Consider the following 14,548-nt stretch of genomic DNA (forward strand, 5'->3'; position numbering starts at 1 on the left):
GAAGGCAGATGCGTACAGATCCATACGGTAAAGAGGTGTGCGGGGAAAAACCGTATGCCTCTTCTTCATGTTTTGGCGGATGCTAAGAAGTTGTTAAGATGAAGAGAAAAGAGATGACAGGGCGCAGGCTGCTTGTGTCGGATAGAATGACCGCACAAGTTTGCAGACATCTGGGATAAAGGAGTTAGAAGATACAGAATGGAACAGAAGGGACAAAACGGACAGGAACAGATTCTCGTCGGAATTGACGTTGGCTCAACGACGACGAAGGTGGCAGTGATGGAGGTGGCAACGGGGAAAGTCCTGTTTTCGGACTATACACGCCATCACTCGGATCAGCTTCAGAGTGTGTCGAGAGCTGTAAAATTGGTGAAAGAGACGCTTGCGGGGCGGTCATTTCTGACGGCGATGACCGGTTCGGGCGCAAAGCACCTCTCGGAAGAGCTGGAGATCCCTTATGTACAGGAGGTAGTGGCGAACTCGATCGCCTTGAAAGCCATGTACGGGGAAATCGGAACGGCGATCGAGCTGGGTGGACAGGATGCGAAGATTATCTTTTTCCAGAGGGATAAACGGACGGGCGAGCTGCAGGTCACAGATATGCGGATGAACGGCAGCTGTGCTGGCGGTACAGGTGCGTTTGTGGATGAGATTGCTTCTCTTCTTAAGACACCGGTTGAGGAATTTGACGCGCTGGCGGCACAGGGAACAACCGTATATGATATATCCGGACGGTGCGGCGTGTACGCCAAGACCGACATCCAGCCTCTTTTAAATCAGGGGGTTAAAAAATCAGATTTGGCGCTTTCCTCCTTCCATGCGATTGCCAAACAGACGATCGGCGGTCTGGCACAGGGACTTTCGATCGAGAAGCCGGTTGTCTTTGAGGGCGGTCCGCTGACCTTTAACCGGACGCTGGTGCGCGTGTTTGCTGAACGTCTGGACCTTCGGCCGGAGGAAATTTTAAGTCCGGACCGGCCGGAACTTCTGATTGCCTGCGGTGCGGCGCGTGCGGCAGTGAAGCTTTTTTCGAAGGAAGAGGCGCTCGCCACGGCAGACGGACTGTTAGATCGGATCGAGAAGGTGCGTGCGGCGCGCGAGGAAGCAAAGAAACAAAGTGAAGCCGGAAATGGCGATGAGATGGCGGAGGGCACGTTCCGTTCCCGTCCATTTTTTGCCGATCAGGCGGCGCAGACGGAATTTCAGGAGAGACACAGACGTCCGGAACGAAAAACAGTATATCCGCAGTCAGGCAGTACGCTGCGGGCATATCTGGGTATTGATTCGGGCAGTACGACGACAAAATTTGTCCTGTTAGATGAGAATGAGGAACTTCTGGATTCCTTTTATGCGCCGAATCAAGGCGATCCGCTGACGGTGGCAAAGAAAGCATTGATTGCGATGCGGGAAAAGTATGCGTCCCACGGCGTGCGGCTGGAGATTTTGGCAGCCGGGACGACCGGTTATGGAGAAATGCTGTTTTCACGTGCATTTTCGGCCGAGACACACGCGGTTGAGACGGTGGCACATGCGCGTGCGGCGGCAAAATACACGCCGGATGCGACGTTTCTTCTGGACATCGGTGGTCAGGATATGAAGGCAATCTGGCTGGACAATGGCGTTATCACAAATATTGTCGTGAATGAAGCCTGCTCATCCGGCTGTGGGTCTTTTTTGGAAAATTTTGCATCCTCCCTGCATATTCCGGCGCGGGAGATTGCTGAAAAGGCATTTTCTTCGCAGCATCCGGCTGCGCTCGGAAGCCGCTGTACCGTCTTTATGACGAGCAGTATCGTGACGGAGCAGAGAAATGGAAAGCTGCCGGAGGACATCATGGCGGGGCTGTGCCGTTCGATCATTGAAAATGTATTTACAAAGGTTATCCGTGTGTCGAACCTGGATTCTCTGGGAAAGAGGATTGTCGTACAGGGCGGAACGTTTGAAAATGATGCGGTTCTCTGTGCGCTGGAACAGTATGTCGGCCGCCCGGTGATCCGGGCACCGTATCCGGGCATTATGGGGGCGATCGGTGCGGCGCTTTTAGCGAAGGAAGAAGCACAGAGCCGGAAACAGCCGCATTTTACCAGTTTGGATCAAATGGAGTCCCTGACCTGGCAGCAGGAGGCGAACGTGCCGTGTCCGTTCTGTATGAACCATTGTCAGCGTGCGGTGGTGCGGTTTTCGAATGGAACCTCATGGATCACGAACAACCGTTGTGAGCGGGGCGAGATTCTTGGCGATCCGAAGGATGTGAAGGTGCGCGAGCGACTGAAAATAGCGTCAGAAACCCGGAATAAAGTGCCAAATCTCTATAAATTGCGGGAAGAACTCCTGTTTGCAGATTATCTGGATCAAGCGGTAGAGGGGGATGCATCGTCTGCAAAAAGTCATTCAGAGCGGGCAGCCGCTAAGACTGGTCTTGTGCCGAATGCTGTGTCTGATACTGTGCGGCGAAATATAACCATCGGTCTGCCGCGCGTCCTTGCTTTCTGGGATACGATGCCGTTCTGGACGACGTTCTGGCGTTCGCTGGGCTTTGAGATTCAGATTTCATCCCCGAGCACGCACAAGATGTTTGAGGAAGGCTTAAGCGCGGTAACTTCAGATACCGTCTGCTTTCCGGCAAAACTGGTGCACGGGCATATCCGCGATCTGGTAAAGAAGAAAGTGGATCGTATTTTTATGCCGTCGATTGCGGCGATCGGATCGGAAAATACGGAATCAACGAGCGAGTCCATGTGTGCAGTCGTGAAGGGATATCCGCTTGTGATCCGCAACTCGGATTCTCCGGAGAAACAGTGGGGCATTCCGTTTGATGCACCGTTATTTTACTGGTACAGGGAGGAAGATAAAGAACGTCAGCTTATTACATATATGGAACAGACATTTTCCATCCAGCCGTCGGAAACGAAAAAGGCGGTTCTTGCAGGAAATGATGCGATGCGGCAGTTTGGGAGCCGCCTGAAAGAGGCGGGAGCGAAGGTTCTGGAAGAGGTGGAAAAAGAGGGGCGCTATGCGGTGGTGCTGGCGTCAAGACCGTATCAGAATGATGCGCTTGTCAACCACAGCCTGCCGGAGCTTTTGACCGAGTTCGGCGTTCCGGTTCTGACGGCAGATTCTGTTCCGGGCATTGAAAATGTGGATTTAAGCCACAGCCGTCTGGATGTCGTAAACAATTACCACGCGCGGATGCTGGCGTCCGCGGTTCTGGCGGCACAGAGCCAGAATCTGGAATATGTCCAGTTTGTAAGCTTTGGATGCGGGCATGACGCATATTTGTCGGATGAGATCCAGCGTATGATGCGGGAAATCTCCGGAAAATCACCGCTGATCCTGAAACTTGACGAAAGCGAGGTACAGGGACCGCTGCGGATCAGGGTGCGTTCCTTCCTGGAGACGATCAACATGCGGCGGAAGAAGCGGGAGATGGCGGAGAGGCTGCAAAACCAGCCTGGAACAAGCCGACAGGAGAATGCGGGCGGCGGAAATGAATGCGGGACGGTTGCGCTGGGACCAGACATTCAAAAATCCTGGCAGGTTCATGAACTTTCGGATCCATATCCGGTTAAATTTGAGGTGGAAGACCGCAAGAAGCGCACGGTTCTGGTCCCGAACACCTCCCACGCGTTCTGCCGGATTATGTCGGCGGCGTTGAAGACACAGGGAATCCGGGCAGTTCCGCTGGCGGTCGGCAGGGAAGAGGCGATCCGCCTCGGAAAGCAGTATGTCCACAACGATATCTGTTTCCCGGCGCAGATTGTCATCGGCGAGGCGCTGGCAGCACTTCGGAGTGGTCAGTATGTGCCATCTGAGACGGCGATCGGTATGGGAAAATACATCGGTGACTGCCGCCTGACCCATTACAGTGCGCTGCTTCGCAAGGCGCTTGACGACGCCGGCTACCCGGAGGTGGCGATTCTGACGAACGATGACGTCGATTATCATGATCTGCATCCGGGCTTCCGGATGAACCTTGTGTCGGCGATCCGTCTGGCGGGAGCGCTTCCGATGATCGATATTCTGGAAGAGCTGCTTCGCAAGATCCGCCCGTATGAGAAAGTTTCTGGAAGCAGTGATCAGGCATTTGGCGAGGCGATGGATTTCGTCGTGGATGGTCTGGAGCAGCATGGGCTTTCAGGCGCTCTGCGAGGCTTTAAAAAGGCGATCCAGCGGATGAATGCGATCGAATATGACCGGAGCCAGCCGCGCCCGCGCGTCCTGATCATCGGCGAGTATCTCCTCAATTTCCATCCGGGCGCGAATCATGAGATTGAGCGCTACCTGGAGAAAAATGGATTTGAGATTATCGAGGCGCGGATGACGGATGTTATCCGGAAAACGTATTTCTGCCAGGATGAGCAGATTCGGACGTATCATCTGAAAAAGCCGTTTGTCAAGAAAAACTGGTACCATGTGGCGAACAGGGTATTTGACGCTGCGCACGCGGCAGCGGATCGGATAGCGAAACAGCATCCGCTCTATACGCCTGTCTGCCGCCTGCCGGAACTGGTAAAGGAAAGTGACCCGATCATCCCACACACCTTTGATGCGGGCGAGGGCGTGCTGATTCCGGGCGAGATCCTGCACCATGCGGCGCATGGCTGCCGGGCATTTGTGATTTTACAGCCATTTGGCTGTCTGCCAAACCATGTGGTAGGACGCGGCATCGTAAAAAAAATGCGGGAAATGTACCCGGACGCCCAGATCCTGCCGCTTGACTACGATCCGGATGTGAGCTTTGCCAATCTGGAAAACCGCCTGCAGATGCTGATTATGAATGTGAAAGAAAGAAGCGTGGACACGGTTGCCCTGCCGGACGTGGGGCAGAGAAGCCCCGTGGAGACTATGAATAGAAAACAGAAAAACGCCGATAATAAAAAGCAGAAAGTTTCCTGATTTCGGGTTAGACAAAAATAGAAATCACATAAGCCCACGCGGCGGAAAGGGACAGGCTATGAAACATCTGGAAATTGAAAAGGTGATTGGACGGGAGATTGTTGATTCGAGAGGAAATCCAACAGTGGAGGCGGAAGTTTATCTATCAGACGGAAGCATAGGACGCGGCGCGGCACCGAGCGGTGCATCGACAGGTGAATTTGAGGCTCTGGAGCTGCGCGACGGCGACAAGTCGCGTTTTGGCGGAAAGGGCGTACAAAAAGCAGTCCAGAATGTGAATACCGTGATTGCAGAAGTATTAAAGGGCATGGATCCGGCGGACATTTATGCGGTTGATAAAGCGATGATCGAGGCGGACGGAACCAAGGATAAATCCAAGCTGGGCGCGAATGCGATCCTGGCGGCTTCGATCGCGAGCGCACGGGCGGCAGCCAATGCGTATGGTCTTCCGCTGTACCGTTTTCTCGGCGGCGTATCTGGAAACCGTCTTCCGGTCCCGATGATGAACATTTTAAACGGCGGCGCGCATGCGGCAAATACCGTCGATGTACAGGAATTTATGATTATGCCGGTTGGCGCGGAGAGCTTTTGCGAGGGACTCCGCTGGTGTACCGAGGTGTTCCATGCGCTGGCAGCATTGCTTAAAGAGCGCGGACTGGCAACCTCCGTCGGCGATGAGGGCGGTTTTGCACCGGATCTGGGAAGTGACGAAGAAGCAATCCAGTGCATCTTAGAGGCAGTGGAGAGAGCCGGATATAAGCCGGGCGAGGACTTTGTCCTGGCGATGGATGCGGCATCTAGTGAGTGGAAGAGCGGCAGGAAGGGCGAATATCTGCTTCCGAAGAGTGGCAAACACTTCACCTCCGAGGAGCTGATCGCACACTGGAAACAGCTCTGCGGGAAATACCCGATCGCCTCGATAGAGGATGGTCTGGATGAGGAGGATTGGGAAGGCTGGCAGAAGATGACTGCAGAACTCGGCGGGCAGGTGCAGCTGGTCGGCGACGATCTGTTTGTAACAAACACCGAGCGCCTGGAAAAAGGTATCCGTCTCGGCTGCGGCAATTCGATCCTGATTAAGCTGAACCAGATTGGCTCCGTCTCCGAGACACTGGAGGCAATCAAGATGGCACATAAGGCAGGTTACACGGCGATTGTATCCCACCGTTCCGGCGAGACCGAGGATACGACGATCGCAGATCTGGCGGTTGCGTTAAATACCTGCCAGATAAAGACGGGCGCACCGAGCCGGAGTGAGCGCGTGGCAAAATACAACCAGCTTCTGCGGATTGAGGAAGAGCTGGGAACCGGCGCACAGTATCCGGGGAAGGCGGCATTTAATAAAAAATAAGTTGTCTTTTTTACGGGATATCGTACAGACAAGCAATCTGTTACATTGCATAAAATGTGTGAGTTGTTCCGAAAACGAATGCATTTCTTCGGAAACAGACAAAAATCATCTGGGGAAATGCTGGATGGCGTCGAGGCAAAGGAAAATAGAATACAACTTTGAAAGGGAATGCGTTTTACCGTACAACTGGAACGGAGAGAAACGTATTCCTTTTTGTTTTGCATTAGACCGAAAAAGGAATATTGCTAAAAGTTTGACAATATTTTGAAAAATATTCGTTTTTTTACGAAATTTATTGACAAAACAGCGGGAGTAATTGTAAAATAACTGTAAAGCAAATATGAAAAAAGAATTTATTTTTTTTAAACGAATGGAAAAACGTTTTACCAAAGGAATGGTCCGGCGGATAACGTATTTCATATAAAAAAGGAGGATGAAAGAATGAGAAAAAGAACATTAAGCATTGTACTTGCAGCAGCAATGTGCGCCAGCTTAACAGCCTGCGGCGGTGGCGGAAGCACTGCTGAGACAACGGCAGCTGACAGCAGCAATACCGAGACGAAGGCAGCCGACGCTTCAGAGAAATCTGACAAACCGCTCCGTGTATGTGTTGTTTACACTGGAAACTTAGGTGATAAGAGCTACAATGACTCTTGCAACATGGGTGCACAGAAAGCAGTTGAGGATTTCGGCATTGAGCTTAAGAGTCTGGAGGGTACCACTGCTGAGGAGTGGAAAGCAAACCTGCTTCAGGCTTGTGATGATGGCTACGATTTAATTATCGGTGCTTCTTCTAACATCGCAGATTACATCACTGAGAATGCTTCCAGTTATCCGGATACCAAGTTCGCAGTTATCGATACAACCGTAGATCTGCCGAACGTTGAGTCTATCAGCTTTGCTCAGAATGAGGGTTCCTTCCTGGCAGGTGCAGCAGCAGCTATGTTTACTACCAAGACTGATATCCCGAATGTCAATGAAGATCATATCATCGGCTGGGTAGGCGGTATGGATATTCCGGTACTTCATGACTTCTATACAGGCTATGAGCAAGGTGCGAAGTACATCGATCCGGATATCAAGATTCTTCAGGCTTTTGCAGGAAGCTGGACGGATCCGTTAAAGGGCAAAGAGCTGACTTTAGCACAGTATGAGCAGGGCGCTGATATTGTCATGAACGTAGCATCCGGTACCGGTGTTGGTATTCTGGAAGGTGCAAAAGAAGCTGACAAATACGCAATCGGCGTTGACTTAAACCAGGATTCCGATCAGCCTGGACATATTCTTACTTCTATGGTTAAGAGAGTTGATAATGCCTGCTACCTGGTTATCCAGTCTGCAGTAGATGGAACCTTTGAGGGCGGCACAACTAAATATCTGGCACTGAAGGACGGCGGCGTCAGCCTGACTGATTTCTCTGTTATCAAAGAATCTCTGGGCGACAAATTCCCGCAGGATATCGTTGATAAGTGTGATGAGCTTGCCGAGAAGATCAAATCCGGCGAGATCGTAGTAGAAAACTATGAAGGATTTGGCCCAGAGGCATAATTGATAAAGACAAGGCCGGGAGCGAGTGAAACCTGGCGGCGAAGGGGGATCTGGATTCTTTCAGGTTCCCCTTCATTTTCAACAAAAATGTTTTTCTTGGAAAGAGCCGTCAGGCATTTCCGGACGAGAGGGTGATCGAATGAACGAATACGTAGTGGAGATGAAAGGAATTGTCAAAAATTTCGGACAGGTTCAGGCGGTAAAGCATGGCGAATTTACTCTGAAAAAAGGCGAGATCCATTCACTGATTGGTGAAAATGGAGCTGGTAAATCCACCATGATGAAGCTTCTGTACGGCATGTATCCCATTGACGAGGGCGAGATTATCGTCAAGGGGGAACCGATGGGAACCATCACACCGAAGATTGCAATTGAGCACGGTGTCGGCATGGTCCATCAGGAATTTATGCTGGTAAATGAGCTGACGGTTCTGGAGAATATTATTCTGGGATTTGAACCGAAAAAGGGATTGACAATTGACTTTGACAAGGCAAGAAAAGAAGTTAAAAAATATATTGAACAGTATCATATGGACGTGCAGCTGGATAAGAAGGTAAGCCAGATATCCGTTGGTGAGGCGCAGCGTGTCGAGATTATCAAGACATTGATGCGAGGTGCTGATATCATCATTCTGGATGAGCCTACAGCGGTTCTGACTCCTCAGGAGGCGGAACGTCTGTTTGAAATCCTGAACAATCTGAAACAGGATGGAAAATCCCTTGTCTTTATTTCTCATAAGCTGAATGAAGTTATGGCAATATCAGACCGCATCTCTGTGATGCGTCAGGGACAATATATGGGCACTGTTAATAAAGAGGAAACTTCTCCGCTGGATCTGACCAAACGAATGATCGGACGTGAAGTATTCTTAAACATTGATAAGGCTTATTCTGAGGCGGGAGATACGATTCTGGAGGTTCAGGATGTGTGGATTCCCAGCCAGAAGGAGACATCGAAGATCCGGGGCATGTCCCTGCATGTCAAGGCCGGTGAGATTGTCGGCGTGGCAGGTATCGATGGAAATGGACAGAGTGAGCTGGTTGAGGCGATCACCGGACTCCGCAAGGTAGAGAAGGGCAAGATCCTTCTTTGCGGCAAGGATATTACGAATCAGAGTCCGAGAAAAGTGAGAGAGAGCGGTCTTTCCCATATTCCGGAGGATCGAAATACAAGAGGTCTGAACCGTGCCATGACCATCGAGGAAAATCTGATCGCAGTCCGTCTGGATCAGCCTCCATTTACCAAGGGCATCATGATGAATAAATCAGGACAGGATACCTATGCAAAAGAAATGGTAGAACAGTTTGATATCCGCCCGGCGGATTATAATCTTCCTACCTCTTCCTTATCCGGTGGCAATGCACAGAAGGTCGTAGTAGCCCGGGAGGTATCTCTTGGCAATAAGCTTCTGGTAGCATCCCAGCCTACCAGAGGTGTAGATATCGGTGCCATCGAGCTGATTCGTAATACACTGGAAAAGGCGAAAAAGGCAGGCGCCGGTGTCCTGCTGGTATCGGCAGAGCTGGAGGAGATTATCTCCCTTTCGGATCGTATCGTTGTTATCCATGAGGGCAAGATCACCGGCGAGATGCGTGCGGATGAGGCGAATGAGAACAATCTGGGTCTGCTTATGATGGGCGGTACAGACACAGGGAAGGACGGTGAAGCAGCAGTATGAATCAAACAATAAATGGTATTCGAAGGATTCTTATTACGATACTCGTTGCGATGGGTGTCGGTGCGCTGTTTATCGTAGCGATCGGGGAGAATCCGATTGATGCATATGCGGCGCTGTTCCGAGGTGCTTTTGACGGAAAGCTTCGTCTTGGTACAACCTTGGCAGGATTTACTCCGCTGCTGCTGACATCCATTGCTTTTGCAGTTGCAGCGAAAGCAGGCGCATTTAACGTAGGTGTTGAGGGCGAGGTTTTCTTGGGCGGTATCACAGCTGCTTATATCGGCATCAACTGGACCTTCCTTCCGAAGCCGGCTCTGTATGTGGCCTGCTTCGTAGGTGCTATGGTGGTAGCAGCTGCCTGGGCCTTTATTCCGGCGGTTTTGCGTGCCTATTATAATGTAAATGAAGTATGTACCACCATTTTGATGAACACAGTAGCCCTTTATATCACATCTTATCTGGTCAGCGGACCTATGAGTGCCGGTACTGCTAATGCTCAGTCCCTGCCGGTTACGGTAAGACTGTATCAGTTTATGAAACCCAGCAGTGTCAACGTTGGTATTTTCATCGCAGCCATCACCGTGATTGTGATTATTTTTATGCTTCAGAAAAGCAGCTGGGGCTACAAGATCCGTACCGTCGGCCTGAATCCGACCCATGCGGATTATGTGGGAATTGATTCCAAAAAGGTATTTGTCGGTGCTATGATGCTTTCCGGTATGTTAGGCGGCATGGCAGGCTGCATCGAGGTTCTGGGTGTTCATGGATATTTCCTGAACAACTTTGCAACCGGACTTGGAAGCAATGGTATGCTGGCAGCTCTGATTGTAAAGAACAACATGGTTTCAACTCCATTTATGGCATTTTTCCTGGCAGTTTTAAAATCAGGTGCTATGGGAATGCAGCAGTCAACCGGTGTACCAAAATCGCTGGTTGATACCATTACAGCAGTTTTCATTATCATAGCGACCATGGAGACTGCATTCCAGTTTACAAAGAAACGTAAAAAGAAAACGGAGGAGAAGAAGGAGGATAAGGCATGAATGCGATAATGCAGAATTTTGATAAAATCTTTAATGCGTCGCTGATTTATGCAACGTTTCGTTCAGCGACTCCGATCATCTTTGCCGCTCTTTGTGCGGCAATCACCCAGCAGGCCAATATCTTAAATATCGGTACTGAGGGTATCATGCTGGTAGGTGCTTTTACAGCAGTAGCGGTCAGCTACTTTACCGGAAACTGGCTGTTAGGTATCATCGCGGCGATGATCGCGGGCGCTGTGATTGCGATGATCATGGCGGTCGGTCACATCCGTTATAACTCTGAGATCTGTGCAATCGGTATGGGTATCAACATGCTGGCGCTGGCGCTCACAAAATTCATGGTAAATGCGATCTTCCACAGCACCGGCAGCTTTTCCAGCCCGGACATCAAAGCAATTCCGCGTGTGTCGCTCGGATTTTTAGACAATCTGCCGGTGGTTGGCGACCTGTTTAACAACTGGTGTGTGACCGAGTGGTTTGCCATCGTTTTGATTATTCTGCTTCAGTTCTTCTTTTATAAGACTGTATGGGGACTGCGTCTGCGTGCGGTGGGTCAGTTTCCGGAAGCAGCCAAGACGGCAGGTATCAAGGTAAATGCAGTCAAATATCAGGCAATGCTGCTTTCTGGTCTCATCGGTGGTCTGGCAGGTGCACATCTTTCCCTGGGATACAGTACCCAGTTTATCGAGAACATGACCAATAACCGTGGTTTCATGGGCGTTGCAGCCATGTATTTCGGTGGTGCGAACCCGGTTCTGACCACACTGGGCTGTCTGCTCTTTGGATTTTCAGATTCCGTCGGTGCCCGCCTCCAGGCATATGGCATTCCATCCCAGTTCGTTCTGATGATGCCGTATATCGTGACCATCGCGGTACTGGCAATTTCCATGATTGCGAAGATTTCAACCAACAAGAAGAGAGAATCTTCCCTGCATGTGGGAAGCTGATGATGAAAAAAGATAAAACACTATAAGGAGGACATAATCAGATGGAAAAGACAAAAATTATTCTTGACTGCGATCCGGGACATGATGACGCGGTCGCGATCACGCTGGCGGCGAACAGTGACAAGATCGATCTGTTAGGTATTACAGTCGTAGCAGGCAACCAGACGCTGGAGAAAACGCAGATTAATGCGAGAAATGTGTGCCAGTGGCTTGGTGTGGATGTGCCAGTGTATGCGGGCTGCGGACAGCCGATGGTGCGTGAAAAAATGATAGCGGGCGATATCCACGGTGAAACAGGGCTGGATGGTCCGGTTTTCCCGCCGCTGACAAAAGAATTAGAGAAAGAGCACGCAGTCGATTTCATCGTTAAAACCCTGATGGAGTCCGACGGCGATATCACGATGGTGACAACCGGTCCGATGACCAATCTGGCGATGGCGATGCGGATGGAACCGGCGATTATTCCGAAGATCAAACAGATCGTCCTGATGGGAGGCGCGTATACCAATGGTAACGTAACTCCAGCGGCAGAGTTTAATATCATCGCCGATGCGGATGCAGCGTATGTATGCTTTACCAGCGGACGCCCAATCACGATGATGGGTCTGGATGTTACCCGCAAGGTACTGTGCTATCCGGAGATCGTTGACCGGATGGAGAAGATCGGCAATAAGGCATCCAAGCTCTTTGCGGATCTGATGCGCTTCTTCTGCAAGACCCAGAAAGAGGTATTTGGCTGGGAAGGCGGACCTCTGCACGATCCGGTTACGATCGCATGGCTGATTGATCCGAGCGTTGTGACCCTGAAACCGATGCATGTGGACATTGACATCCGCAGCGTCCAGTCCTACGGACGTACCAACTGCGATTTCTTCGGTTACGGCGGACAGGAGCCGACTGCAAACGTAGCGATCGATATCGATGCGGCGAAGTTCTGGGATATCGTTGAGGCAGGGCTGAGAAGATACAGCGAGGCATAGTTTATAATACTTGTGTTCGGAGGCAGATATAGATGAGAGACCTGAAAGAAGTTTTAGAGCAGAACAAAGAGAAATATATCGAAGAACTCAAGAATCTGGTGGGAATTGATACCCATGACTTAGGGCACGGAATCGATGGTGGTCTGGAGAAACAGGGACAGGAGTATATGGTAAACCTGTTTGAATCGATGGGAGCCGACGAGATCACGGTGGATCCGATGGATGAGGCTGTGATTCAGGAAAGCTACAAAAAGCACCAGGAAGGAAATCTGGGGCACAACCAGACCGACCGTGCCAATGTCTATGCGACATTTAAAGGAAAACAGGGCGGAAAAAGCCTGTTATTTAACGGTCATATTGACGTTATGCCGGCGGAGATGGAAGACGGCTGGACGAACCCGCCGTTTGAGCCGGTAATTCGGGATGGCAAGATGTACGGACGCGGCTGCACGGATATGAAGGGCGGTCTGATGGCATCGGTGATGGCGGTAAAGCTTTTGCAGGATGCCGGGTATGAGCTGCCGGGCGATGTGACAATTACCTCCGTGTGTGACGAGGAAGGCGGAGGCAATGGCTCGATCCAGGCGGTAATGCGCGGTCTGAAAGCCGACGGCGTTGTCAACTGCGAGCCGACCGACGATACCCTGATTCTGGCGCATATGGGCTGGGTATTCTTTAAGGTTGATTTTGAAGGAAAAGCGTGCCATTCCGGTGCAAAAGCTGAGGGCGTCAGCGCGATCGAGAAGGCGATCAAAGTAATTCAGGGGTTAAATGAGATGGAGCACCGCTGGCTTCTGACGATCCGCCACCGCCTGCTTCCGCCGCCGAGCTTAAATATCGGCGTGATCGAGGGTGGAACCGCCGGTTCTACCGTGCCGGGCGAGTGCAGTTTTTCTACCTGCGTCCACTATGTTCCGACCCTGATGAATCAGGATATGGTTGTAAAGGAATTTACAGAGGTCGTTGAGCGGATCAGCCGTTCCGACGCGTGGATGGAGGCACATCCGCCTAAGATTTCCATTTACCAGACCGGACATGGGTTTGAGATGGAGGAGGCACATCCGCTGGTAGACACCTTTAAGGAGGCGTACAGTGAGGCACTTTCGCGCAGCGTGAAGGTGGAAGGATCCCATTTTGGCTGTGATTCCCGCCTGTGGCGCAACATTGCCGGATGCCCGACGATCCAGTACGGACCGGGCGAGGGCGCACAGTGCCATACCGTGGATGAGTGGCTGAAGCTCGATTCCTATCTGGAAGCGATTCTGGTGTATGCGAAACTGATTCTTTCCTGGGGAGAGAAGAAATAAGGAATTGATAAATATATAAGGAGATAAAAATATGAGCAAGAAAGTTTTACTGGCAGGCGAGTCCTGGATGAGCTATACAACCCATGTTAAGGGATTTGATTCATTTTACACTTCTACCTATGAAACCGGTGAAAAATGGCTGAAAGCAGCCCTTGAGGCAGGTGGTTATGAGGTGACATTCCTTCCAAACCATCTGGCAAATGAAGAATTTCCATTTACAATGGAAGAACTGAAACAGTATGATCTGGTAATTCTGTCCGATATCGGAGCAAACACCCTGCTTCTGCCGGGTGCTACGTTTAACCGCAGTGAAAAAATGCCGAACCGCTGCAATCTGATCCGCGACTATGTCAACGATGGCGGCGCTCTTCTGATGGTCGGCGGCTATCTGACCTTCTCCGGCGTGGATGCAAAGGGCAAATGGCATGACACAGCCGTACAGGAGGTTCTTCCAGTCGAGGTTCTGACGGTCGATGACCGTATGGAACACTGTGAGGGTGTAAAACCGGTAACCGTGGGCGAGCATGAAGCTTTAAAGGGCATTCCGACCGACTGGCCGGAGGTTCTCGGTTACAATAAGGTAATCGCAAAACCGGAGGCAGAGGTTCCGGTTACTGTAGAGGGCGATCCGTTTATCGCGTTTGCTTCTTATGGAAAAGGGCGCAGCGGTGTTGTCACAACCGACTGTGCACCGCACTGGGCACCGCCGGAATTCTGCGAGTGGGAATACTACAATAAATTGTGGCAGAATATCGCAGACTGGCTGATTCAGAAATAAGATAGCAGGAAAAAGGAGAG

The 14,548-nt window shown here is 50.9% G+C and carries 9 protein-coding genes; all 9 read left to right on the forward strand.

Annotated elements, in window-relative coordinates; genetic code table 11:
* The first annotated feature begins 198 nt into the window (after positions 1-198).
* Entirely contained in the window at positions 199-4,896 is a 4,698-nt protein-coding gene (locus DWZ76_RS08950; RefSeq protein WP_118472465.1) for an acyl-CoA dehydratase activase, read from the forward strand.
* Between the two features lie 58 nt (positions 4,897-4,954).
* Positions 4,955-6,247 carry a phosphopyruvate hydratase gene (eno, locus tag DWZ76_RS08955; protein WP_118472466.1) on the forward strand — a complete coding sequence of 431 codons (1,293 nt, stop codon included), beginning with the start codon at positions 4,955-4,957 and terminating at the stop codon, positions 6,245-6,247.
* Positions 6,248-6,688: 441 nt separating this feature from the next.
* Positions 6,689-7,795, forward strand: coding sequence for a BMP family ABC transporter substrate-binding protein (locus DWZ76_RS08960; protein WP_022359763.1), 1,107 nt, complete (start codon positions 6,689-6,691; stop codon positions 7,793-7,795).
* Between the two features lie 139 nt (positions 7,796-7,934).
* On the forward strand, positions 7,935-9,473 hold the full coding sequence (locus DWZ76_RS08965; protein WP_022359764.1) for an ABC transporter ATP-binding protein: 1,539 nt from the start codon (positions 7,935-7,937) through the stop codon (positions 9,471-9,473).
* Positions 9,470-10,516, forward strand: a complete 1,047-nt coding sequence (locus DWZ76_RS08970; protein WP_118472467.1) for an ABC transporter permease — start codon at positions 9,470-9,472, stop codon at positions 10,514-10,516. The genes DWZ76_RS08965 and DWZ76_RS08970 overlap by 4 nt, the downstream gene beginning before the upstream one ends.
* A complete protein-coding gene (locus DWZ76_RS08975; RefSeq protein WP_243017803.1) occupies positions 10,513-11,463 on the forward strand; it encodes an ABC transporter permease in 951 nt (316 codons plus the stop codon). Before DWZ76_RS08970 ends, DWZ76_RS08975 begins: the two co-directional genes overlap by 4 nt.
* Positions 11,464-11,504: 41 nt before the next feature.
* The gene (locus tag DWZ76_RS08980) at positions 11,505-12,443 is read left to right on the forward strand and encodes a nucleoside hydrolase (protein ID WP_107001566.1); all 939 of its coding nucleotides are present in this window, start codon (positions 11,505-11,507) and stop codon (positions 12,441-12,443) included.
* Positions 12,444-12,475: 32 nt separating this feature from the next.
* Positions 12,476-13,750: an ArgE/DapE family deacylase gene (locus tag DWZ76_RS08985; protein ID WP_118472468.1), complete on the forward strand. Its 1,275-nt coding sequence runs from the start codon at positions 12,476-12,478 to the stop codon at positions 13,748-13,750.
* 31 nt (positions 13,751-13,781) lie between these two features.
* Entirely contained in the window at positions 13,782-14,528 is a 747-nt protein-coding gene (locus DWZ76_RS08990; RefSeq protein ID WP_118472469.1) for a glutamine amidotransferase, read from the forward strand.
* Positions 14,529-14,548 lie beyond the last annotated feature (20 nt).

Source organism: Clostridium sp. AF35-15, from assembly GCF_003477745.1.
Lineage (GTDB): Bacteria > Bacillota > Clostridia > Lachnospirales > Lachnospiraceae > Otoolea > Otoolea fessa.

Excerpts from the sequence above, each read along its gene's own strand:
- DWZ76_RS08975 (WP_243017803.1), top strand. The coding sequence starts at position 10,513 with ATGAATGCGATAATGCAGAATTTTGATAAAATCTTTAATGCGTCGCTG.
- DWZ76_RS08960 (WP_022359763.1), top strand. The coding sequence starts at position 6,689 with ATGAGAAAAAGAACATTAAGCATTGTACTTGCAGCAGCAATGTGCGCC.
- DWZ76_RS08990 (WP_118472469.1), top strand. The coding sequence starts at position 13,782 with ATGAGCAAGAAAGTTTTACTGGCAGGCGAGTCCTGGATGAGCTATACA.
- DWZ76_RS08965 (WP_022359764.1), top strand. The coding sequence starts at position 7,935 with ATGAACGAATACGTAGTGGAGATGAAAGGAATTGTCAAAAATTTCGGA.
- eno (WP_118472466.1), top strand. The coding sequence starts at position 4,955 with ATGAAACATCTGGAAATTGAAAAGGTGATTGGACGGGAGATTGTTGAT.
- DWZ76_RS08985 (WP_118472468.1), top strand. The coding sequence starts at position 12,476 with ATGAGAGACCTGAAAGAAGTTTTAGAGCAGAACAAAGAGAAATATATC.
- DWZ76_RS08970 (WP_118472467.1), top strand. The coding sequence starts at position 9,470 with ATGAATCAAACAATAAATGGTATTCGAAGGATTCTTATTACGATACTC.
- DWZ76_RS08980 (WP_107001566.1), top strand. The coding sequence starts at position 11,505 with ATGGAAAAGACAAAAATTATTCTTGACTGCGATCCGGGACATGATGAC.
- DWZ76_RS08950 (WP_118472465.1), top strand. The coding sequence starts at position 199 with ATGGAACAGAAGGGACAAAACGGACAGGAACAGATTCTCGTCGGAATT.